Annotated in this window: 22 protein-coding genes; 13 read left to right on the top strand and 9 right to left on the bottom strand. The window is 70.6% G+C overall.

The window, feature by feature from the left end:
• Nucleotides 1–119 precede the first annotated feature (119 nt).
• Nucleotides 120–548, bottom strand: a complete 429-nt coding sequence (locus tag AC07DO_RS21355; RefSeq protein WP_479061680.1) for a DUF5753 domain-containing protein — start codon at nt 546–548, stop codon at nt 120–122.
• A gap of 156 nt (nt 549–704) precedes the next feature.
• Here AC07DO_RS21355 and AC07DO_RS21360 point away from each other — a divergent pair, with 156 nt between their 5' ends.
• The 10 genes from AC07DO_RS21360 (at nt 705) to AC07DO_RS21405 (ending at nt 11625) form a co-directional block, all read left to right on the top strand.
• On the top strand, nt 705–1046 hold the full coding sequence (locus AC07DO_RS21360; RefSeq protein ID WP_479061682.1) for a hypothetical protein: 342 nt from the start codon (nt 705–707) through the stop codon (nt 1044–1046).
• A 131-nt stretch (nt 1047–1177) separates the two neighbouring features.
• Entirely contained in the window at nt 1178–2419 is a 1242-nt protein-coding gene (locus tag AC07DO_RS21365; RefSeq protein ID WP_479061684.1) for a M20 family metallopeptidase, read from the top strand.
• A gap of 207 nt (nt 2420–2626) precedes the next feature.
• A complete protein-coding gene (locus tag AC07DO_RS21370; RefSeq protein ID WP_479062453.1) occupies nt 2627–3682 on the top strand; it encodes a BMP family lipoprotein in 1056 nt (351 codons plus the stop codon).
• Between the two features lie 231 nt (nt 3683–3913).
• Entirely contained in the window at nt 3914–4966 is a 1053-nt protein-coding gene (locus AC07DO_RS21375) for a BMP family lipoprotein (RefSeq protein WP_479061686.1), read from the top strand.
• 229 nt (nt 4967–5195) lie between these two features.
• Nucleotides 5196–6779, top strand: coding sequence for an ABC transporter ATP-binding protein (locus AC07DO_RS21380; protein WP_479062454.1), 1584 nt, complete (start codon nt 5196–5198; stop codon nt 6777–6779).
• Nucleotides 6776–7906: an ABC transporter permease gene (locus AC07DO_RS21385; protein WP_479061688.1), complete on the top strand. Its 1131-nt coding sequence runs from the start codon at nt 6776–6778 to the stop codon at nt 7904–7906. Before AC07DO_RS21380 ends, AC07DO_RS21385 begins: the two co-directional genes overlap by 4 nt.
• Nucleotides 7903–9165, top strand: a complete 1263-nt coding sequence (locus AC07DO_RS21390; protein WP_479061689.1) for an ABC transporter permease — start codon at nt 7903–7905, stop codon at nt 9163–9165. The genes AC07DO_RS21385 and AC07DO_RS21390 overlap by 4 nt, the downstream gene beginning before the upstream one ends.
• Nucleotides 9162–9563, top strand: a complete 402-nt coding sequence (locus tag AC07DO_RS21395; RefSeq protein WP_479061691.1) for a cytidine deaminase — start codon at nt 9162–9164, stop codon at nt 9561–9563. The genes AC07DO_RS21390 and AC07DO_RS21395 overlap by 4 nt, the downstream gene beginning before the upstream one ends.
• Before the next feature lie 120 nt (nt 9564–9683).
• Nucleotides 9684–10961: a thymidine phosphorylase gene (locus tag AC07DO_RS21400; RefSeq protein ID WP_479061693.1), complete on the top strand. Its 1278-nt coding sequence runs from the start codon at nt 9684–9686 to the stop codon at nt 10959–10961.
• A gap of 292 nt (nt 10962–11253) precedes the next feature.
• Nucleotides 11254–11625: an STAS domain-containing protein gene (locus tag AC07DO_RS21405; protein ID WP_479061695.1), complete on the top strand. Its 372-nt coding sequence runs from the start codon at nt 11254–11256 to the stop codon at nt 11623–11625.
• Here the strand turns inward: AC07DO_RS21405 and AC07DO_RS21410 are convergent.
• Together AC07DO_RS21410 and AC07DO_RS21415 are read right to left on the bottom strand one after the other, a co-directional pair.
• Entirely contained in the window at nt 11536–12519 is a 984-nt protein-coding gene (locus AC07DO_RS21410; protein ID WP_479061696.1) for a sigma-70 family RNA polymerase sigma factor, read from the bottom strand. The two genes, AC07DO_RS21405 and AC07DO_RS21410, sit on opposite strands and share 90 nt — an antisense overlap.
• A 187-nt stretch (nt 12520–12706) precedes the next feature.
• Nucleotides 12707–13993, bottom strand: coding sequence for an MFS transporter (locus AC07DO_RS21415; protein WP_479061698.1), 1287 nt, complete (start codon nt 13991–13993; stop codon nt 12707–12709).
• Nucleotides 13994–14056: 63 nt separating this feature from the next.
• Here AC07DO_RS21415 and AC07DO_RS21420 point away from each other — a divergent pair, with 63 nt between their 5' ends.
• Nucleotides 14057–15085 carry a LysR family transcriptional regulator gene (locus tag AC07DO_RS21420; RefSeq protein WP_479061700.1) on the top strand — a complete coding sequence of 343 codons (1029 nt, stop codon included), beginning with the start codon at nt 14057–14059 and terminating at the stop codon, nt 15083–15085.
• A gap of 46 nt (nt 15086–15131) precedes the next feature.
• Here AC07DO_RS21420 and AC07DO_RS21425 read toward each other — a convergent pair whose 3' ends face one another.
• A complete protein-coding gene (locus tag AC07DO_RS21425; RefSeq protein ID WP_479061702.1) occupies nt 15132–15896 on the bottom strand; it encodes an alpha/beta hydrolase in 765 nt (254 codons plus the stop codon).
• Between the two features lie 102 nt (nt 15897–15998).
• Here AC07DO_RS21425 and AC07DO_RS21430 point away from each other — a divergent pair, with 102 nt between their 5' ends.
• Together AC07DO_RS21430 and AC07DO_RS21435 are read left to right on the top strand one after the other, a co-directional pair.
• Complete coding sequence (locus AC07DO_RS21430; protein WP_479061704.1) at nt 15999–17168, top strand: adenosine deaminase; 1170 nt, start codon at nt 15999–16001, stop codon at nt 17166–17168.
• Between the two features lie 163 nt (nt 17169–17331).
• On the top strand, nt 17332–17652 hold the full coding sequence (locus AC07DO_RS21435) for an ATP-binding protein (protein WP_479061706.1): 321 nt from the start codon (nt 17332–17334) through the stop codon (nt 17650–17652).
• An 87-nt stretch (nt 17653–17739) separates the two neighbouring features.
• On the opposite strand, the gene AC07DO_RS21440 is transcribed toward AC07DO_RS21435, so the two are convergent.
• The 5 genes from AC07DO_RS21440 to afsQ1 all read right to left on the bottom strand — a co-directional run bounded on the left by AC07DO_RS21440 (nt 17740) and on the right by afsQ1 (nt 21469).
• Nucleotides 17740–17940, bottom strand: coding sequence for a PspC domain-containing protein (locus AC07DO_RS21440; RefSeq protein WP_479061708.1), 201 nt, complete (start codon nt 17938–17940; stop codon nt 17740–17742).
• Nucleotides 17941–18031: 91 nt separating this feature from the next.
• A complete protein-coding gene (locus AC07DO_RS21445; RefSeq protein WP_479061710.1) occupies nt 18032–18580 on the bottom strand; it encodes a VanZ family protein in 549 nt (182 codons plus the stop codon).
• A 53-nt stretch (nt 18581–18633) separates the two neighbouring features.
• Nucleotides 18634–19233 (bottom strand): hypothetical protein, encoded by a 600-nt coding sequence (locus tag AC07DO_RS21450; RefSeq protein ID WP_479061712.1) that lies wholly within the window; start codon nt 19231–19233, stop codon nt 18634–18636.
• Nucleotides 19230–20795 (bottom strand): ATP-binding protein, encoded by a 1566-nt coding sequence (locus AC07DO_RS21455; RefSeq protein WP_479061714.1) that lies wholly within the window; start codon nt 20793–20795, stop codon nt 19230–19232. Before AC07DO_RS21455 ends, AC07DO_RS21450 begins: the two co-directional genes overlap by 4 nt.
• Nucleotides 20792–21469, bottom strand: coding sequence for a two-component system response regulator AfsQ1 (afsQ1, locus tag AC07DO_RS21460; RefSeq protein ID WP_030779097.1), 678 nt, complete (start codon nt 21467–21469; stop codon nt 20792–20794). The genes AC07DO_RS21455 and afsQ1 overlap by 4 nt, the downstream gene beginning before the upstream one ends.
• Nucleotides 21470–21615: the final 146 nt, after the last annotated feature.

Genomic DNA, 21615 nt, shown 5'->3' on the forward strand with positions numbered 1-21615 from the left:
AGACGCACCGGGCCGGCCGTCAGCTCCCTCGCGGAGGGCCTCAGGCAGACGGTCCCGGAGTGACACCGGACCCGGGACCCGAACCACCGGGCTGGCCAACCGACTTCATTCTGAAACCGTCAGTTAGAGCCGTGCGTTCTTGACGGCGGATATCCACCGTGGTCAGTGTCGATCTGGACTGTGTCGAGTTGCCGTACCGGGCCGTAGAAGTAGTCGATGCCCTGGCCTGAAGTGTGGAAAGGGGCGCTTTCGAAGGAGACGACAGTCAGGGTGACGTGGTCGAGGTCGCTCATGTCGATGAGGTGGCTCAGTTGATCCCGTGCTGTCGTCCGGTCGCCGAAGCGCATCCGAAGTGCCGCCTCGTGGATGATCGCCGCATAGGGCGTGGGCCGGTCGCCGTGGAGTACGGTCTGGCGCTTCACCCGGTGGGAGACCCGGTGCTCGATCTGGTGCGGCTTGAGCTGGGGGACGGTCTGCTCGAAGAGGGCTCGTGCGTGCGCGCTGGTTTGGAGGAGGCCGGGGATGTTGATGATCTGGGCGACGCGCACCCGCGTCGCATGATGCTCCAGCTCGGTGACGACGTCTTCGGCCAGAACGGCAAGCTGCTCTGGTTCGAGCTGCGGCTGCGCGGAGACACCCGTCCCGGCGGAGCCCCGTCCGGGTAGCGCGCCGCCCCCGGCGTGTACATCCTGATGCTCAGCCTCGTGTCCGAGGGGCTGGCCCTGCTCACGCTCGGACTGGTGCGCGAGTGGGGTGAGGTCGTCCCCGCCTGGGTACCCGTGCTCGGCGGGCGGCGGGTCCGGCCGCTCGTCGCCGTCGTGCCGGCCCGGCTCGGCGCGGCCGGGCTCTTCGAAATCCTGGGCCGGGCCTGCTGCGCACAGGCCGCCGACCCGGGGAGCGAAACGGGTGTGACGGGCGGAACAGCGCAAACCACCCTACTCGTGTTCTGCTGTATACCGCTGATCGCGTGGCCGCCCCTGCTGACAGCGGTCGCCCCCGCCCACTACAGGCGCCGGACGACTTACGCATCCCCCGAGGCGGCGTAAGAATCTACCCATCCCGATCGGCGGCCATGCGCCACGAGGCCAGTAATTCTTCCCCTATCGGGCTGAACTTTTGTTGATCGTGGGTTAGTTGGCCGTTGCATCGCCTTACCCTTCAGAGGGTGAACCAACTGATGTCCAGTGTGTCCGAAGAGGTGTCCGACGGCGTGTCCGAAGCGGAGTCCGCACCCGCGGCACCGCTTCCCGGCACGCTGCCCGAAGCGCTCCGTGCCGAACTGGTCGCTTTCCGTCGCGACCTGCACATGCACCCCGAGCTCGGCCACCAGGAGTTCCGTACCACCGCGGCCCTCAAGGCCCGCCTGGAGGAGGCGGGCCTCGAGCCCCGTGTGCTCGCCTCCGGCACGGGGCTCATCTGTGACATCGGCCGGACCTCCGCGCGCCCCGTGCTCGCCCTGCGCGCCGACATCGACGCGCTGCCCATCCCGGACACCAAGCTCGGCGTCCCGTACCGCTCGACCGTCCCCGACCGCGCCCACGCCTGCGGCCACGACGTGCACACCACCGTCGTCCTCGGCGCCGGACTCGTCCTCGCCGAGCTGGCGGAGAAGGGGCAGCTGCCCTTTCCGGTCCGGTTGATCTTCCAGCCCGCCGAGGAGGTCCTGCCCGGCGGCGCCACCGACGCCATCGAGTCCGGCGCCCTCGAAGGCGTCGGCAGGATCATCGCCGTGCACTGCGACCCCCGGGTCGACGCGGGCCGCATCGGCCTGCGGCACGGCCCCATCACCTCCGCCTGCGACCGCCTGGAGGTCTCGCTCGACGGACCCGGCGGGCACACCGCGCGCCCCCACCTCACCACGGACCTCGTCACCGCCGCCGCCAAGGTCGCCACCGACGTCCCCGCCCTGGTCTCCCGCCGGGCCGACGCCCGCTCCGGGCTCGTCGTCACCTGGGGCCGCATCGAGACGGGGCACGCCCCGAACGTCATCCCGCAGCACGCCGAGCTCTCCGGCACCGTGCGCTGCCTCGACCTCAGGGCCTGGCGGGACGCGCCCGACCTGGTGCACGGCGCCGTCCAGGAGGTCGCCGACCTCTACCGCGCGAAGTCCGAGATCAACTACATCCGCGGCGTGCCGCCCGTCGTCAACGACGCCACCATCAGCGACCTGCTGCGCGACGCGATGATCGAGCGGCGCGGCCCGCACTCCGTCGAGGACACCGAGCAGAGCCTCGGCGGCGAGGACTTCTCCTGGTACCTGGAGCACGTGCCCGGCGCCATGGCCCGGCTCGGCGTGCGCCACCCGGGGGAACGCACCGTCCGCGATCTCCACCAGGGCGACTTCGACGTCGACGAGACGGCGATCACCGCGGGCGTCGAACTGTTCACCGCCGCCGCGCTGTTGGACGCGATGCGCTAGAGGCACGACGTGGGCGACGTACGGACCAAAAGCACGAAGAGGTAACGGCACCGCGAAAAACCGTTCCCTCGCCTTTCTACGCGCGTTAATGTGCGCCGAAATCAGCGCCGTATGCGGCGCGTTGGCGATCAAGGGGTGCTTCCTGTGCGTCGTCTCTCTTCGACATCCCGTAAATCCCGTACATCCCGGAAATCTCGCGCCACTCACATCACCGCCGCAGTCGCCGTCCTCGCCCTCGCGGCGGCCGGCTGCGGCAAGACGAGCAACGAGGCCTCGCAGGAGGACGAGGGCAAGGAGAACGGCTCCGCGGGCTCGTCGTACAAGGGCAAGGGCATCGGACTGGCGTACGACATCGGCGGACAGGGCGACCAGTCCTTCAACGACGCCGCGTACGCGGGTTACAAGAAGGCCCGCGACGAGTTCAAGATCGGTGGCGTGGACATGGAGCCGGGTGACGGCGAGTCCAGCGCCGACAAGATCCAGCGCCTCGAACAGCTCGCCAAGCAGGGGTACGACCCGGTCATCGGGGTCGGCTTCGTCTACGCCCCCGCGGTCGAGGCCGCCGCCGAGAAGTTCCCCAAGACCACCTTCGGGATCATCGACGACAACACGGTGAAGGCCGACAACGTCGCCGACCTCGTCTTCCACGAGGAGCAGGGCTCCTATCTGGCGGGCGTCGCCGCCGCCAAGGCGAGCAAGGCCAAGCACGTCGGATTCGTGGGGGGCGTGGACATTCCGCTCATCCACAAATTCGAGGCCGGATTCGTGCAGGGCGTGAAATCCGTCGACCCCAAGATCAAAATCGAGAAGCGGTATCTGACCGAGAAGCCCGAGGAGGGTGGATTCTCCAGCCCCGACAAGGGGCAGAACGCGGCGAGCGGACAGATCGAGTCCGGCGCAGACGTGATCTACCACGCGGCGGGCCTCTCCGGGCAGGGCGTCATCCAGGAGGCGGGCTCGCAGAAGAAGTGGGCCATCGGCGTCGACTCGGACCAGTACAACCAGAAGGCCCTCGCCAAGTACAAGGACTACATCCTCGGCTCCGCGTTCAAGGACGTCGGCGGCGCGGTGTACGACCTGACGGAGTCGGTCGTCGAGGGCAAGCCGATGACGGGCGAGCAGCGGTACGACCTGAAGTCGGGCCGCGTCGGGTTCTCCGACTCGAACCCGAAGTACACGGCGATGAAGGACGTCGTCGCCGCCGTGGAGAAGGCCGAGAAGGACATCGTCAGCGGCAAGGTCAAGGTCAAGATCGTTCCGTAGCGCACGGTCCGGGACGTTTTACGTAGTACTGCGTGTGGCGACTGGGCGCCCCCCACGAAGGGGGCGCCCACCCGTCGTTCGGGCCCCCGACACCCGGTGGCCACAGCTCGATAACGGACCGGACAGAAGGGTTCTTATGTCAGGTCTACGCGCGTTACGCTGCGGCGAAATCAGCGCCGGGTGAGGCGCTCGAACGTGCTTGTGCTTGCTTGTACTAAGGAGTTCGTCTCTATGCGCCGGGTGTCTCGAATAGCTGTCGCGGGCGCCGCGACCGCCGCTCTTGCCGTAACCGTCTCCGCCTGTGGTGGCACGTCCAGCGACGCCGCCGCGAGCAAGGACGACAAGAACAAGGGCGTCGCCATCGCCTACGACGTCGGCGGCGCCGGCGACCAGTCCTTCAACGACGCCGCGACCGTCGGCATGAAGAAGGCCGCCAAGGAGTTCAAGACCGGCGAGAAGGCCGTCGAGCCGGTCGACGGCGAGTCGGACGCCGACAAGACGCAGCGCCTGACGCAGCTGGCCAAGCAGGGCTACAACCCGGTGATCGGCGTCGGCTACGCGTACGCGCCCGCCATCAAGGAGGTCGCGGAGAAGTTCCCGAAGACCACCTTCGGCATCGTCGACGACGAGACCGTCAAGGCCGACAACGTCTCCGACCTGGTCTTCAGCGAGCAGGAGGCGTCCTACCTCGCGGGCGTCGTCGCCGCCAAGGCCACCAAGTCCAAGACCGTCGGCTTCGTCGGCGGCGTGGACGTCCCGCTGATCCACAAGTTCGAGGCCGGCTTCGCGCAGGGCGTCAAGGACACCAACCCCAAGGTCAAGGTCGTCAAGCAGTACCTGACCGAGAAGGCCGAGGACGGCGGCTTCTCCAGCCCCGACAAGGGCAAGACCGCCGCGCAGGGCCAGATCGAGAAGGGCGCCGACGTGGTCTACCACGCCGCGGGCCTCTCCGGTCAGGGTGTCATCGAGGCCGCCGCCGCCAAGAAGGTCTGGGCGATCGGTGTCGACTCCGACCAGTACAAGCAGGACGCCCTCGCCAAGTACAAGAAGTACATCCTGACGTCGGCGACCAAGGACGTCGCGGGCTCGGTGTACAACCTGGCGAAGGCCGTCGAGGACGGCAACGCCAAGGGCGGCGTCGTCCGCGCCGACCTCAAGTCCGGCGGTGTCGCGCTCGCCGACTCGAACCCCGAGTTCATGAAGATGAAGGATGTCCAGGAGGCCCTGAAGAAGGCCGAAGAGGGCATCAAGGGCGGCAAGATCAAGGTCAAGACCGCTCCGTAAGGCGCAGCCGCCTTGCCGACTGCCGTAACGGCCGGACTGCCGTAACGGCAGCGTGATTCACGTGCAACGGGGTGTGGGGGACGATGGTTCACCCGCGCCCCGTTCGCGCGAGCAACAGCTCAAGACCCCCTGGCGCGAAGGGATTTCGCGCCGGGGGATTCCCAGTACCAGCAGGGGCACTGCGCGCGTAGGCGGCCCCTTTCCTTCAGGCCCCCGAGGAGAGTGCGCCATCGACGCGTCCACCAACCCTCCGCCCGTCGCCGTCGAACTCGTCGGCATCACCAAGCGGTTCCCCGGTGTCGTGGCCAACCACGACATCCACCTGACCGTCCGCAAGGGCACCGTGCACGCCCTCGTCGGCGAGAACGGCGCGGGCAAGTCGACGCTGATGAAGATCCTCTACGGCATGCAGAAGCCGGACGAGGGCACCATCACCGTCGACGGCGAGCAGGTCGCCTTCGGCAGCCCCGCGGACGCCATCGCCCGCGGCATCGGCATGGTGCACCAGCACTTCATGCTCGCCGACCAGCTCACCGTCCTGGAGAACATCGTCCTCGGCAGCGAGAAGCTGCACGGCATCGGCGCCGCCGCCCGCCGCCGGATCGCCGAGATCTCCGAGCGGTACGGCCTCGGCGTGCGCCCGGACGCGTACGTGGAGGACCTCGGCGTCGCCGACCGGCAGCGCGTGGAGATCCTCAAGGTCCTCTACCGCGGCGCCACCACGCTGATCCTCGACGAGCCGACGGCCGTGCTCGTGCCGCAGGAGGTCGACGCGCTCTTCGACAACCTGCGCGAGCTCAAGTCCGAGGGCCTCTCCGTCATCTTCATCTCGCACAAGCTGGGCGAGGTCCTTTCCGTCGCCGACGACATCACCGTCATCCGGCGCGGCACGACCGTCGGCACGGCGATCCCGTCCGAGACGACGCCCCGCCAGCTCGCCGAGCTGATGGTCGGCAGCGAGCTCCCCACGCCCGAGACGGCGGAGTCGACGGTCACCGACCGCCCGATGATCCAGGTCGAGAGCCTCAAGCTGCTCGCGGGCGGCGAGTCGCAGCGGGCCCTGCTCGACGACATCTCCTTCACGATCCACGAGGGCGAGGTCCTCGGCATCGCGGGCGTCGAGGGCAACGGCCAGACCGAGCTGATCGACGCGCTCATCGGCCTCAAGCACGCCGACTCCGGCGTGATCCGCATGGCCGGAGAGGACATCACCGGCACGGCGACCCGCAAGCGCCGCGAGGACGGCATCGGCTACATCCCCGAGGACCGCCACCGCCACGGACTCCTCCTGGAGTCCCCGCTGTGGGAGAACCGCATCCTCGGCCACGTCACCGAGAAGCCCAACGCGGGCAGCAAGCTCGGCTTCTGGCTCGACCTCAAGAGCGCCCAGGCCGACACGCGCCGCATCGTCGAGGAGTACGACGTCCGTACGCCCGGCATCGACGTGACGGCCGCCTCCCTCTCCGGCGGCAACCAGCAGAAGCTGATCGTCGGCCGCGAGATGAGCCACAAGCCGCGCTTCCTGATCGCCGCCCACCCCACCCGCGGTGTGGACGTCGGCGCGCAGGCGCAGATCTGGGACCAGATCCGCGAGGCCCGCCGCGAAGGCCTCGCGGTGCTCCTCATCTCCGCCGACCTGGACGAGCTGATCGGCCTCTCCGACACCCTCCGCGTGATCTACAACGGGCGGCTCGTGGCGGACGCCGACCCGGCCACCATCACCCCGGAGGAGCTCGGTTCGGCGATGACCGGTGCCGCCTCGGGTCACTTGGAGCACGTGGAAGAAGACGCCCCGGAGGACGAGGCCCGATGAAGAAGTTCGACAAGGAGCGCGTGCTCCTCGCGGTGGCCGGTCCGGTCATCGCGCTGATCGCGGCCGTGGCGCTGACCTCGGTCGTGCTGCTCGCCTCGGGCAAGAGCCCGATCGAGCCGTACAGCCTGATGCTGGAGCAGGCCACCTTCTCCGACGTCCAGGTGCTGATCCTCAACCAGGCCGGCATGTACTACCTGGCGGCGCTCGCGGTGGCCATCGGCTTCCGCATGAACCTGTTCAACATCGGGGTCGACGGCCAGTACCGGCTCGCCGCGATGGTGACCGCCGTCGTCGGCACGCACCTCGCGCTGCCGTCCTTCCTGCAGATCCCGATGCTCATGGCCGTCGCCATGCTCACCGGCGCCTTCTGGGCCGGCATCGCGGGCGTCCTCAAGACCACGCGCGGTGTCAGCGAGGTCGTCGCCACGATCATGCTCAACGCCATCGCGACGAGCGTCATCGCCTACCTCACCCTCACCGAGAACTTCGGCGTCCCGGTCGGCAACAACCAGACCACCGGCGTCATGGAGAAGTCCGGCTGGTTCCCCGGCATCGAGGTGGCGGGCGGCGAGATCTACGGCTTCGTGATCATCTCGGTGCTCGCGGGCATCCTGTACTGGCTCGTCCTCAACCGCACCCGGTTCGGCTTCGACCTGCGCGCCACCGGCGCCTCCGAGTCGGCCGCCGCGGCCAGCGGTGTCAACGCCAAGCGCATGGTGCTCAGCGCGATGCTGATCTCCGGCGCGGTCTCGGGCCTCGCGGGCCTGCCGATCCTGCTCGGCGACACCCACACGTACAGCCTCTCCTTCCCCGCGGGCCTCGGCTTCACCGCCATCGGCATCGCCCTCCTCGGCCGCAACAACCCCGTCGGCATCGCCTTCGCGTCGCTGCTCTGGGCCTTCCTCGACAAGGCGTCGCCCGCCCTCGACTACGCGCAGCCCGAGGCGTACGACAAGGAGATCGCGGTGATCATGCAGGGCCTCATCGTGATCGCGGTCGTCGTCTCCTACGAGGAGGTGCGCCGCTGGGGTCTGCGCCGCCAGCAGCGCCGCGTCGGTGAGGAACTGGCCGCCGCCGCCCGGGCGAACGGCAACAACGACTCCGTGAAGGAGGTGGCTGCCCGATGAGCTCGGCAACCGTCGCCAAGGCCCCGGCCGCACAGCCCGCATCGGGCCGCCGCCGCGTCTCGCTCCCCGTCCTCCTGCTGATCATCGCGGGCGTCCTCGTGCTGACCTCCGTGGTCCGCATGATCACCGGCGCCGACGGCATCACGTCCACCGGACAGATGTCGACGGCCCTCAAGCTCGCCGTGCCGATCGGCCTCGCCGGTCTCGGCGGCCTCTGGGCCGAGCGCGCGGGCGTCGTCAACATCGGCCTTGAGGGCATGCTGATCCTCGGCACCTGGTTCGGCGCCTGGGCCGGCTTCCAGTGGGGCCCCTGGGTGGGCGTCCTCTTCGGCATCGTCGGCGGCGCGCTCGGCGGGCTGCTGCACGCGATCGTCACGATCACGTTCAACGTCAACCACATCGTCTCCGGTGTGGCCCTCAACATCCTCGCCCTGGGCGCCACCCGCTACCTCGCCACCTTCGCGTTCGAAGGCGAGGAGGGCGGTACGTCGAAGCAGTCGCCGCCCGTCGAGTCGCTCGGAAACTTCTCCGTGCCCGGCCTCTCCGACTGGCTCCAGGACCTCAACGACAAGCACTGGTTCCTGGTCTCGGACCTCGCGGGCCTCGTCGGCGGCCTCATCACCGACCTCTCCCCGCTGACCGTGATCGCGGTCGCCATGGTCCCGCTGAGCTGGTGGATCCTGTGGCGCACCTCGTTCGGCCTGCGGCTGCGCTCCTGCGGCGAGAACCCGATCGCGGCCGAGTCGCTCGGCGTCAACGTCTACAAGTACAAGTACCTGGCCGTGGTCATCTCCGGCGGCCTCGCCGGACTCGGCGGCGCGTTCCTCTCCCTGGTCGCCTCCAACATCTACCTGGAGGGCCAGACCGGCGGCCGCGGCTACATCGGCCTCGCCGCGATGATCTTCGGCAACTGGATGCCGGGCGGACTCGCGCTCGGCGCGGGCCTGTTCGGTTACACCGACAGCCTGAAGCTCCGGGGTGGCGGCACGAACGTCCACGCGCTCCTGCTGCTCATCGCGATCCTGCTGGTCATCGGCGCGGTCTACCTCGCCTGGCGCAAGCGGTACGTCCCCGCGGTGATCACCGCGGCCGTCTCCGCGCTGATGTTCCTGTGGTACGGCTTGACCGACGAGGTGCCCAACCAGGTCGTCACCGCCACTCCGTACGTGGTGACCCTGCTGGTCCTCTCGCTCTCCGCCCAGCGGCTCCGGATGCCGAAGGCGGACGGAATGCCGTACCGGAAGGGGCAGGGCAAGTGACGACCACGGCCGCGGACACCGACTGGGATTCCCTGCGGGAGGCCGCGCGCGAGGCGATGTCCCGCGCGTACGCGCCCTACTCGGGCTTTCCGGTCGGCGCCGCGGCCCTGGTCGACGACGGCAGAACGGTCGCCGGCTGCAACGTGGAGAACGCCTCCTACGGCCTCGGCCTGTGCGCCGAGTGCGGCCTGGTCTCGCAGCTCCAGCTGACCGGCGGCGGCCGCCTGACGCACTTCACGTGCGTGGACGGCAAGGGCGAGATCCTGATGCCGTGCGGCCGCTGCCGCCAGCTGCTCTACGAGTTCGGCGGCGCCGAACTCGTCATGGAGACGCCGTCGGGCGTGCGGACGCTCGGCGACATGCTCCCCGACGCGTTCGGACCGCAGCACCTCAACTGACGGACGGCCCCGCCCCCTTGACGATCTCGGGAGCGGGGCCGCCTTCATCTCGCGGCTCTATGCGCGTAGAGTCGCGGCATATCTACGTACGTACGCCGTTGTACTGCTGGAAGGACTGCCATGGACGTCATCTCCGTCATCCGTACCAAGCGCGACCGGGGCGAACTCAGCGACGAGCAGATCGACTGGGTCATCGACGCGTACACACGCGGCACGGTCGCCGACGAGCAGATGTCGTCCCTCGCGATGGCGATCCTCCTGAATGGCATGAACCGCAAGGAGATCGCCCGCTGGACCGCCGCGATGATCGCGTCCGGCGAGCGCATGGACTTCTCCTCGCTCTCCCGCCCCACCGCCGACAAGCACTCCACCGGCGGCGTCGGCGACAAGATCACGCTGCCGCTCGCCCCGCTGGTCGCCGCGTGCGGCGCGGCCGTCCCGCAGCTCTCGGGCCGCGGCCTCGGCCACACCGGCGGCACGCTCGACAAGCTGGAGGCCATCCCCGGCTGGCGCGCCCTGCTCTCCAACGAGGAGATGCTGAACGTCCTCGACGGCGTCGGCTCGGTCATCTGCGCGGCGGGCGACGGCCTGGCCCCGGCCGACAAGAAGCTCTACGCCCTCCGGGACGTGACCGGCACGGTGGAGGCGATCCCGCTGATCGCCTCCTCCATCATGTCCAAGAAGATCGCGGAGGGCACCGGCTCCCTCGTCCTCGACGTGAAGGTCGGCACCGGCGCCTTCATGAAGAACCTGGACGACGCGCGCGAGCTGGCCGCCACGATGGTGGAGCTGGGCACGGACAGCGGCGTCCGCACGGCGGCGCTCCTCACGGACATGTCGACCCCGCTCGGTCTGACGGCCGGCAACGCGCTCGAGGTCCGCGAGTCGGTGGAGGTCCTCGCGGGCGGCGGCCCGGCCGACGTCGTCGAGCTCACCCTCGCGCTGGCCCGGGAGATGCTGGACGCGGCGGGCCTGAAGGACGCGGACCCCGCGAAGGCCCTCGCCGACGGTTCGGCGATGGACGTGTGGCGCCGCATGATCGCGGCGCAGGGCGGCGACCCGGACGCGGCGCTGCCGGTGGCGCGCGAGACGCACGTGGTCAAGGCGCCCTCCTCCGGCGTCCTGACCCGCCTCGACGCGTACGACGTCGGCGTCGCCGCGTGGCGTCTCGGCGCGGGGCGTGCGCGCAAGGAGGACGTGGTCCAGGCGGGCGCGGGCGTCGAACTCCACGCCAAGCCGGGGGACTCCGTCGAGGCGGGGGCGCCGTTGCTGACGCTGCACACGGACACGCCGGACCGCTTCGCGTACGCGCTCCAGTCCCTGGACGGCTCCTTCGACATCGCCCCGCGGGGCACGGCGTTCACCCCGACCCCGATCGTGCTCGACCGCATCGGCTAGGAGCACGGTCTGCCCCGGGCGCGGGGCGTCTGCGGGTGGGCGGTGGTTGCTCGCGCAGTTCCCCGCGCCCCTAAAAGATGCGCAGTTCCCCGCGCCCCTGGAGGGGTGTCCCCGGCCTCGGACGGGGTGCCCGCCCGGGCTGTTGGAGGGCGGGTGGGTGGGGGAAACAGCCCCTCCGGCGTTTGAGGAGCGGGGTCCGGGGCGGAGCCCTGGGCGGGTGCGGCCGCACCTGTCTGACCAGCGTCGATCCGCGGTACCGATGAGTTCGGGCGGTCCGCCCAGTCACCCTTGCGTGGCTGCTGACGAAGAAACCCTCATCCGCATCGCGGGACCGCTGGGCCCCGCCGACGTACCGCACCTGAGCGAGCGCGTCGCCGCGGCCCGGCACGGACCGGACGGCGGCGACGTGATCTGCGACGTCGCCGCCGTCACGACCGCCGACCTGCCGACCGTGGACGCCGTCGCCCGACTGCACCTCGCCGCCCGCAGAGCCGGGGGCCGGATCCGCCTCAGGAACCCCACCCCCGCCCTGCTGGCCCTGCTCGGCCTCGTGGGCCTCGTCGAACTCCTCGGCCTAGTCGTCGAGATGGAGGGGCATGCCGAACAGCGGGAACCATCGGGGCGTGTCCAGGAAACAGTGGAAGCCGGTGATCCGGCCCTCTGAGATCTCGATGACCTGGATCGCCCAGGGCGCGAACCCGCCGTTGTCGGGGTCCGGCTTGTAGTGCGCGAAGCCCGGCGTGCCGTTCACGTTCACCGGGACCAGGCGGCTGTTGGCACACGACGCGCCGATGGTGGTCATGAAGCCCGTGATGTCCGCCGTGCCGCGCAGCCACAGGTCGAACGGCGGCATCGTCATGACGGCGTCCTCGGCGAGCAGCGCGGTCAGCGCCGTCATGTCGTAGCCCTCGAAGGCGGCGACGTACCGCTCGAGGAGCTTCTGCTGCTCCTCGTCGAGCGGGTCGGAGACGGCCGTGTCGTCCTCCGGCCGCTCGGCGAGAGTGGCACGGGCCCGCTGCAGCGCGCTGTTCACCGAGGCGACGGAGGTGTCGATCAGCTCGGCGACCTCGCTGGCCTTCCAGGCGAGGACCTCGCGCAGGATCAGCACCGCGCGCTGCTTGGGCGGCAGATTTTGCAGCGCGGCGACGAACGCGAGGCGCACCGACTCCTTGGCGACCGCCGCCTCCGCGGGGTCGCCGACGGTCGGCAGGACACGGGCGTCCGGGATCGGCTCGAGCCAGGTGTTGTCCGGGCGCGGGTTGAGCGCCGCCTGCGCCAGCGGCGCCGCGGCGGTCAGGTCCATGGGGCGGGCGCGGCGGTTGCCCGCGTTCAGCATGTCCAGGCAGACGTTCGTCGCGATGCGGTACAGCCAGGACCGGACGCTGGAGCGGCCCTCGAACTTCTCGAAGCTGCGCCAGGCCCGCACCATCGTGTCCTGCACGGCGTCCTCGGCCTCGAAGGACGAGCCGAGCATCCGATAGCAGTACCCGGTCAGTTCGACCCGGTGTTTCTCCAGCGTGACGTCCAGGTCGGCCGTCGTCCCTGCGATGTCGCTCATCCCAACCCACCCCTGCGTTGCGAGAGGGCCCAATGTGGGGCCCAACACATCGGAAGCTACCGCAGCCCACTGACAACGGCCCCCGGAGTGGGCAAACCCGCAGGTGAATCAGTAGGGGCGGGCCGGATTCGGCAGGACAGGCGAGATTCGGCAGGAGCAGGCGAGAGTCGGCGGGAGCGGGTCGGACTCAGCAGGAGCCGGCGACGAGGGTGCGCCGTTCGCTCACCCGCGCGGCGTGCGACCCCCACACCGTGACCGACACGACGCCGAGCACCGCGAGGAGGCCGAGTCCGACCGTCCCGGCCCAGCCGCCCGCGTGGAAGGCGACCGCGCCGAGCGTGCCGCCCGCGCTGGAGCCCAGGTAGTACGCGGACTGGTAGAGCGCGGACGCCTGCGCGCGCCCGGTCGTCGCCGTGCGGCTCACCGACGAGGACGCGACCGCGTGCCCCGCGAAGAACCCCGCCGTGATCAGCACGAGCCCGAGCAGCACGAGGACCAGCGACGGGGAGAGGGAGAGCAGCAGCCCGCCCGCCGTCGTGCTCACCGCCAGGTACAGCGCGCCGCGCCGCCCGAGCCGCGCCACGAGCCGCCCGGCCGCGGCCGACGAGACCGTGCCGACGAGGTAGACCAGGAAGATCGAGCCGATGACACCCTGCGGCAGCGAGAACGGCGCCGCGGTGAGGCGGTACCCGATCACCGTGTAGACCGCGCCGAACACGGTCATGAAGAGCGCCCCGATCGCGTACAGCCTGCACAGGAGCGGGTTCGACAGATGCGTGCGCACCGTGCGCGCGAGCGACCTCGGGCTGAGCGGGCCCGGGGCGAAGTGCCGGGGCGCGGGCAGCAGTACGCGGAAGGCGACCGCGCACAGCACGGCGACGACACCGACCACGCCGACGGCCGCGCGCCAGCCCCAGGCCTGCGCGACCCAGCCGGTGACGATGCGCCCGCTCATCCCGCCGATGGAGTTGCCCGCCACGAACAGACCGATCGCGGCGACCAGAGCCTTGGGCCGCACCTCCTCGGCGAGGAACGCCATCGCGGACGCGGGGAGCCCGGCGAGGGCCGCGCCCTGCACGGCGCGCAGGGCGATCAGCACCTCCACCGAGGGCGAGAAGGGGACGAGGAGCCCGACGGCGACGGCCACGGTCAGCGAGGCGGTCATCATCGCGCGCCGCCCGTAGCGCTCGCTGAGGGCGCTCAGCGGAAGGACGAACAGGGCCAGTGCGCCCGTGGCCCCCGACACCGTCCAGCTGGCCGTGCTCGCGCTCACGCCGAAGTCGGCGGAGACGAGGGGGAGGAGGGACTGCGTGGAGTAGAGGAGGGCGAAGGTGGCGACGCCGGCGAGGAAGAGCGCGAAGCTCATCCGGCGGTAGCCGGGTCCGCCCGGAGTCAGTCGGGTATCGGCGGCAGGGGACGACGGGGCAGGGGCGACCGCATGGGTGACGGACGCCCCGCTACTGGCAGCAGGCATGTCCAGAAACGTACGACTGGTTTTTTGATGCGTCCAATGCATGGAAACCCCATAATCGTTCCCATGCAGCATCAGCGCAGGTCACAGCCGCACGTGTCACACAACAGTGACGCGCAGGACATCGTGACGCTGCTCGCGCCCCGCCTCGCGTACTTCGCCGGCGTCGCCCGCACCGAGCACGTCACGCGCGCCGCCGAGCAGCTGCGGATCCCTCAGTCGACGCTCTCCCGCGCCCTGGTCCGGCTCGAACGGGACCTCGGCGTCGACCTGTTCGCGCGCCGCGGCCGCACGGTCTCGCTCACCCCGGCGGGCCGCACCTTCCTCACCTCGGTCGAGCGGGCCCTCGGCGAGGTGGAGCGCGCCGCCGAGTCGGTGCGCGCCGACGCCGACCCGGCCTCCGGCAAGGTCGCCTTCGGCTTCCTGCACACGATGGGCTCGGAGACGGTACCGGGCCTGATCCGCGCCTTCCGCGCCGACCACCCGCGCATCCGCTTCAGCCTCGTCCAGAACTACGGCGAGGCGATGCTGGAACGGCTGCGCGCCGGCGAGCTCGACCTCTGCCTCACCTCGCCCGTGCCCGACGCCCCCGACCTGGTCGCCCGCCGCCTCGACGAGCAGCGCCTGCGCCTGGTCGTCCCCGACGACCACCGCCTCGCCTCCCGCAAGCGGGTCCGCCTCGCCGAGACCGCCGAGGAGGCCTTCGTGACGCTGGAGCCCGGGTACGGCCTGCGCCGCATCACGGACGACCTCTGCCGCGAAGCGGGCTTCAAGCCCCGCGTCGCCTTCGAGGGCGAGGAGGCGGAGACCCTGCGCGGCCTGGTCGCGGCGGGCCTGGGCGTGGCCCTGCTCCCGCCGCCTGCGGTGCCGCGCCCGGGGGTGGTGGAGCTGACGGTGACGGGTCAGCGGGCGGTGCGCGAGATCGGCGTGGCCTGGCTGGACGGCCACCCGGACACGCCACCGGTGGCGGCGTTCAAGGAGTTCCTGCTGAGCAGAAAGGGAAGGCTGCTGCCACAGATGGGGTCGGGCCCGCAGACGGACATCAGCCCGTCCCGGGGGTCCCTCCCCGCTCTTCAGGAGCTTGGGGAAGTTTGAGGACGAACTCGGCGAAGCCCGTGATCGGCGAAGCCCCGTCGCGGGGTCACCATCTGAACGACCGCCCGAAGCCGGAGGCAAGAGGCATACGCAACCCCAGCGGCGGCGGAGCCGCCAACGCGTCCTCCAAGGGGCGGGCGAAGTCCGCCCCGAACAACGTCCCCATCACGAAGTCCGATGCCAGCGCGAGGACTTCGGCCTGATGCTGGTGCAGCCGGTGCCCGTCCGAGTGCACCTCGAACCGGCACACGTCCCGGTTCGCCTTCTTCGCCCGCTCCGCGAGCCGGAACGACAGCTCGGGGTCGGTCCGCTCGTCGTTCGTGCCGTGCACGATGAGCACCCGCCGCCCCGCGAGCTGCTTCACCGGCTCGGGCGGCGCCGCCACGTCGTCCTCGGGCAGCCAAGGCGCCAACGCGAGGACCGAGTTGACGGCCGCGTGCCCGCCCGCGCGGAGCGCCGCCCGGCCGCCCATGTCCACTCCGGCCAGACAGACGGGGACGTCGCCGTAGAGACGTACGATTTCGTCCACCGCCCAGGTCGTGTCGCGGGCCAGCTCCGCCTGCGTGCCGTTCCACCCCCGGCAGCGGTAGTGCACGACGTGCGTGACGAGCCCCGCCTCCCGGCCGTCCTGGGTCAGTCTGCGGCCCAGCGCACGCACCCCGGCCCCCGCCAGCGGCGACGGCTTGCGGCTCGAGGTCTCGGCGCCGCCGGGGAGCAGGAGCACCGCTCCGCCGACCGACGAAGGTGCCGTCCCGATCACACGCCCGAGCCTGGCCGCGCCCGCCGGCCCCGCGGTCCCTTCCTGTGCCATGACAGAACAGTGTCAGAAGCCATGGTGTACGCCACCCGTCCGCAGGGTCACTGTTACGTATCGACCAGTGAGTTCTACGCGCGTAGGCGCTAGAGTGCCGAAATGACGAGCCAGACACACACGACCGGTCACACGGACCGTGAAACGCCCAGCGCCGAACAGATCCGCCGCGCCCCCAAGGTGCTCCTCCACGACCACCTCGACGGCGGCCTGCGCCCCGGCACGATCGTCGACCTCGCCCGCGAGAACGGGTACGCGGGCCTGCCCGAGACCGACCCCGACAAGCTCGGGATCTGGTTCCGCGAGGCGGCCGACTCCGGCTCCCTGGAGCGGTACCTGGAGACCTTCGCCCACACCTGCGCGGTGATGCAGACGAAGGACGCCCTCCAGCGCGTGGCCGCCGAGTGCGCCGAGGACCTCGCCGAGGACGGCGTCGTCTACGCCGAGATCCGGTACGCCCCCGAGCAGCACCTGGAGCAGGGCCTCACCCTCGAAGAGGTCGTCGAGGCCGTCAACGAGGGCTTCCGCGAGGGCGAGCGCCGCGCGAAGGAGAACGGCCACCGCATCCGCGTGGGCGCCCTTCTCACCGCGATGCGGCACGCCGCCCGCGCCCTGGAGATCGCCGAACTCGCCAACCGCTACCGCGACTCGGGCGTCGTCGGCTTCGACATCGCGGGCGCCGAGGCCGGGTTCCCTCCCACCCGCCACCTCGACGCCTTCGAGTTCCTGAAGCGCGAGAACAACCACTTCACGATCCACGCGGGCGAGGCCTTCGGTCTGCCGTCGATCTGGCAGGCCCTGCAGTGGTGCGGCGCCGACCGCCTCGGCCACGGCGTGCGCATCATCGACGACATCGAGATCGCCGACGACGGCACCGTCCGGCTCGGCCGCCTCGCGTCGTACGTACGGGACAAGCGCATCCCGCTGGAGCTCTGCCCCACCTCGAACCTGCAGACGGGCGCCGCCACTTCCTACGCGGAGCACCCCATCGGCCTGCTGCGCAAGCTGCACTTCCGGGCGACCGTGAACACCGACAACCGCCTGATGTCCGGCACCAGCATGAGCCGCGAATTCGAGCACCTGGTCGGCACGTTCGGCTACTCGCTCGACGACATGCAGTGGTTCACAGTCAATGCGATGAAATCAGCATTCATTCCTTTCGACGAACGGCTGGCCATGATCAATGACGTGATCAAGCCCGGCTATGCCGAGCTGAAGTCCGAATGGCTGTTCCGCCAGACCGTCTCGACCAGCGCTTCTGTCGAGAGCTGACGGAATGGCGTCCGTGTCGGACGACGCGTGAGCGGCCGGGGTTCCCACACCCCGGCCGCTCTCCTTTTTGCGCCCGCCCCGTGATCCGGGCTGCTTACGGTCGTTGAACCGCTCAAACCCCCCTCCCCACATCCGTAAGCAAAGACGCAAGGACGCATTGAAGATGAAGCAGTCTGCCGCCAAGTCCCTCGGTGTCGCCGCTCTCGGCGCCGCTTTCGCCGCCGCGGGCGCCGGTGCCGCGAACGCCGCCCCCGCCGACCCCGCCGCCGCGCTCGGTCCCGTCTCCTCCGTGGTCCCGGCCGCCGGCGCCACCGAGTCCCTCTCCGCCGGGCAGAACGCCCTCGGCAGCGGCCTGAACGCCACCGAGCCCGTCCTCGGCAACGTCACGAGCCCCAAGCCGGGCGGCCCGACCTCGCCGGTCTCCGGCCTGCTCGGCGGCCTGCCCCTCGGCGGCACCGGCCTCAACGGCCTGCCGCTCGGCTGACCGGACCCCGTCCGAACGCCCGATGGGGCGCCCCTCCGCGGAGGGGCGCCCCATCGTCGTGTCGCGGTCGTCCGGCCGTGGCCGCGGTCACCAGGCCTGACGGGCCTTGCTCTCCGAGGGCAGCAGGAACCACAGCGCGATGTAGAGCAGGAACTGCGGGCCGGGCAGCAGGCACGAGACCACGAAGATCACGCGCATGGTCGTCGCGGACGTGCCGAAGCGCTTGGCGAGGGCTGCGCACACTCCGCCGATCATCCGGCCGTGGGTGGGGCGGGCAAGGGCGGTCATGTCGGGCTCCTTCGTGAACCGTCGGTGCGGGGCTTCTCCGTGTACCCCGATACCTCGACAGTACGTTCACGAACCAGGTCAAAGCATCGCTCTACGGTGCGATACCGACCCTGGGAATCGTCGGGGTCGGACCCTGAGACGTCTCCTCCCGGGGGAGGGCCACGCACGTCTTTCCGTCACCTCCGCGACGGAGCCGCGCCCTGGCCGCGGGCACGACGGCGACATGCGCGAGCGCCACCCCGAAGGTGTTCAGGAGCAGCGAGTCGATGTCGACGACCTGACCGGGCACCCCGGTCTGCAGCAGCTCGATGCCGAGCGACAGCATCGCCCCGGCGGCGACCGTGCGCACCAGCGAACCCCACGGCGAGACCACGAGCCGGCCGCCGGCCAGCGGAAGCAGCACACCGAGCGGGGCGAGCAGCAGCACACTCTCGCCGATCCGGCGGGCCGCCTGCATGCCGCCCAGCGCCAGATCCGCCTTGATCCCGGCGAGCGGCTCCATGTTCGCGGCGCTCACCCAGGGGACGTCGAGCGGGCGCAGCGTGATCCACCCGACGAGCAGAAGATGTGCGACGAGGAGGAGTCCCCCCGCCGCACGGAAGCGGATGGCGGCACCGTGGCCGCCCGAGCCTTGAAGCACGCCCCCCAAGACGCCGGGGGCGGCAGGATCGGTTCCGCGTACCCGTCCGCGGGTTACCCGACGGTTTGCACAGGCGGCGCCACGGTCCCCGGCCGGGACCGCACCTCCGGAGTGCACTCGTAGCGCCGCAGGGGGCTGTTTCCGGGGCCGCCCATGACCACCGTGCCGTCGCCCGACGACGCGTTGTCGGCCAGCGTGCACACGATCTGCGCGAGCGCGAACGTCGACAGGTTCTCCGGCGGAGCGCTCAGCCGCAGCGCCTCGGCCGGGTCGCCCTTGCGCGGCCCGGAGACGGTGGTGCCGCTCCGCACGTCCGTGGCGAAGCCCGCCTGCTTCTCCGCGTCCGAGGGAGGCGTCGCCAGCTCGTCGAGGAGGGCCTGCGCGATGCGCACCCGGTCGGTGGTCGCCTTGTCCGTGGGCAGCTGCACATCGCGGTCGACGGTCACCAGCTGCGCCGCGCACACCAGGAAGACCTCCACCGGCACCCCGCTGCCCGACTGCGACGCGAGGGTGGAGCCCGACATCACACACGGCACCCGCGAAGGCGCCGCGCCGTAGTCCGTCGGCACCTCGGTCGTTCTGATCCCGCACCCGGCGAGCACGGCGGCGAGCCCCACGACGGCGGCCACGGCACGGATACGACGCCCGTTCACGCCTGGCCCCCTTCCGTACGCCCGTCCTCGTCGCCCGGGTCGCCCTCGGCCCGCTCACCCTCGCGCGGCAGCCACAGCGTGAAGACCGCGCCGCCCTCCGGCGAGTTCGCGGCGGTGATCTCGCCGCCGTGGATGTGCGCGTTCTCCAGCGCGATGGACAGTCCGAGGCCGCTGCCCTCGGACCGCGGCCGGGACGCGCTCGCCTTGTAGAAGCGGTCGAAGACGTGCGGCAGCACGTCCTCCGGGATACCGGGACCATGGTCGCGTACGGCGATGACCAGCTTCGCGTCCTCCAGGCGCACCGACACCTCCACCGGGGAGCCGCCGTGCTTGAGGGCGTTGCCGATGAGGTTCGCCAGGATCACGTCGAGGCGGCGCGGGTCGAGGCGGACCATGATGCCGCGCTCGGCGTCCAGCTCGACCGCGTCCAGCCAGGCGCGCGCGTCGATGCACGCGGTGATCTGGTCGGCGATGTCGACGTCGTCCAGGACCAGGCGCGCGGTCCCCGCGTCGAAGCGGGTGACCTCCATGAGGTTCTCCACGAGGTCGTTCAGGCGGCGGGTCTCGCTCACCACGAGGCGTACGGCCGGCTCGATCATCGGGTCCACGGACCCCGTCTCCGCGTCGAGCTCCTCCTCCAGGACCTCCGTCACCGCGGTGATCGCGGTCAGCGGGGTGCGCAGCTCGTGCGACATGTCGGCGACGAAGCGCCGGGACGCCTCGTCGCGGGCGCTCATGTCGGCGACCTTCTTCTCCAGGTTCTCGGCGGTCCTGTTGAACGTGCGGGACAGGTCGGCGAGCTCATCGGTGCCCGACACCCGCAGCCGCGTCTCCAGCTTCCCCTCGCCGAGGCGCCGCGCCGCCACACCGAGACGGTGCACGGGCTTCAGCACGGTCGTCGCGGCGGCCTGCGCGAGCAGCGCCGAGCCGATCAGCGCGAGACCCGTGGCGATGGCCAGGGACCAGCCCAGCGAACTGAGGTCCTTCGCCTCCGGCTCCAGGGACTTGAGCAGGTAACCGGTCGGACCGCCACCGATCACCTTGGCACCGCCCACCAGATGCGGGGTGCCGTGGTCGGCGGTCCGCTGCCAGTACAGGTGGTACGGGCTCTTGTTGCCGGAGGTCAGCGGCTGCTTCTTGTTCACCGCCTGCTGCAGCGCGGCAGGCACCTTGGCGAGCGTGAAGGCGTCCAGGTCGGAGTAGCCGACGAGCTGGCCGCCGCCCTTCTTCTCCGCGACCAGGAGCACGCTGTAGCGCTGGCCGCTGCTCGCCATCTGCTCGGCGGTCGCCTGCAGTTCGGCCTGCGAGACGTCGGCGGGCAGCGCGCCCGCACGGTTCTGCATCTGCTGCCTGAAGTCCTTGAGCGCCGCGTCCTGCGCGCGCGTCAGGACCGCCTCGCGGTTGAGCCAGTACGCGATGCCGGACGCGGAGACCGCCGCGGTGAGCGCCACGAGCCCGAACACCACGACGAGCCGCAGCCGCAGACTCGTGAAGCGCAGACCCGCCAGTATCGCCTTGCGCGCCGCGGCCCAGCCGCGGAGCTTGTCGTGCGGTTTGGTCACTGAGGCGTGTCCAGCCGGTATCCGACGCCACGCACCGTACGGATCAGGGTCGGCGACGAGGGCACGTCCTCGACCTTGGCGCGCAGCCGCTGCACACACGCGTCCACGAGCCGCGAGTCGCCGAGGTAGTCGTGCTCCCACACCAGACGCAGCAACTGCTGCCGCGACAGGGCCTGTCCCGGCCTGCGGCTCAGCTCCAGGAGCAGCCGCAACTCGGTGGGTGTGAGCTGCAGGTCCTCGCCGTTCTTCGTGACGGTCATCGCGGCCCGGTCGATGACCAGCGAACCGAACGTCGCCGCGTCGTTCGCCTCGCGCTCACCGCGCCGCAGCACGGCCCGGATCCGGGCGTCCAGGACCCGGCCCTGCACGGGCTTGACCACATAGTCGTCGGCCCCGGACTCCAGGCCCACGACCACGTCGATGTCGTCGCTGCGCGCGGTCAGCAGGATGATCGGCAGCTGGTCGGTGCGCCGGATGCGACGGCACACCTCGAAGCCGTCGATGCCCGGCAGCATCACATCCAGCACGATCAGGTCGGGCCGCTGCTCGCCGAGCAGCTTCAGACCGTCCTCGCCGGTGGCAGCAGTGGCCACCCGATGCCCCTGGCGCGTCAGCGAAAGCTCCAGGGCCGTCCGGATGGCGTCGTCGTCCTCGATCAGCAACAGGGAAGGCACGGACGTCATTCTGTCCCATGCCACGGCCCCAGTTCGACTGCTGGAGCCTCCCCGGGCTCGTAATGGGCAGGTAGATGCCCGCACCCACACGTGACCTTCACAGGTGGAAGACCTCCCCGACCCCTGTGACAGGCCTGTGACAGTCG

It is taken from the genome of Streptomyces sp. NPDC045678 (assembly GCF_056432085.1).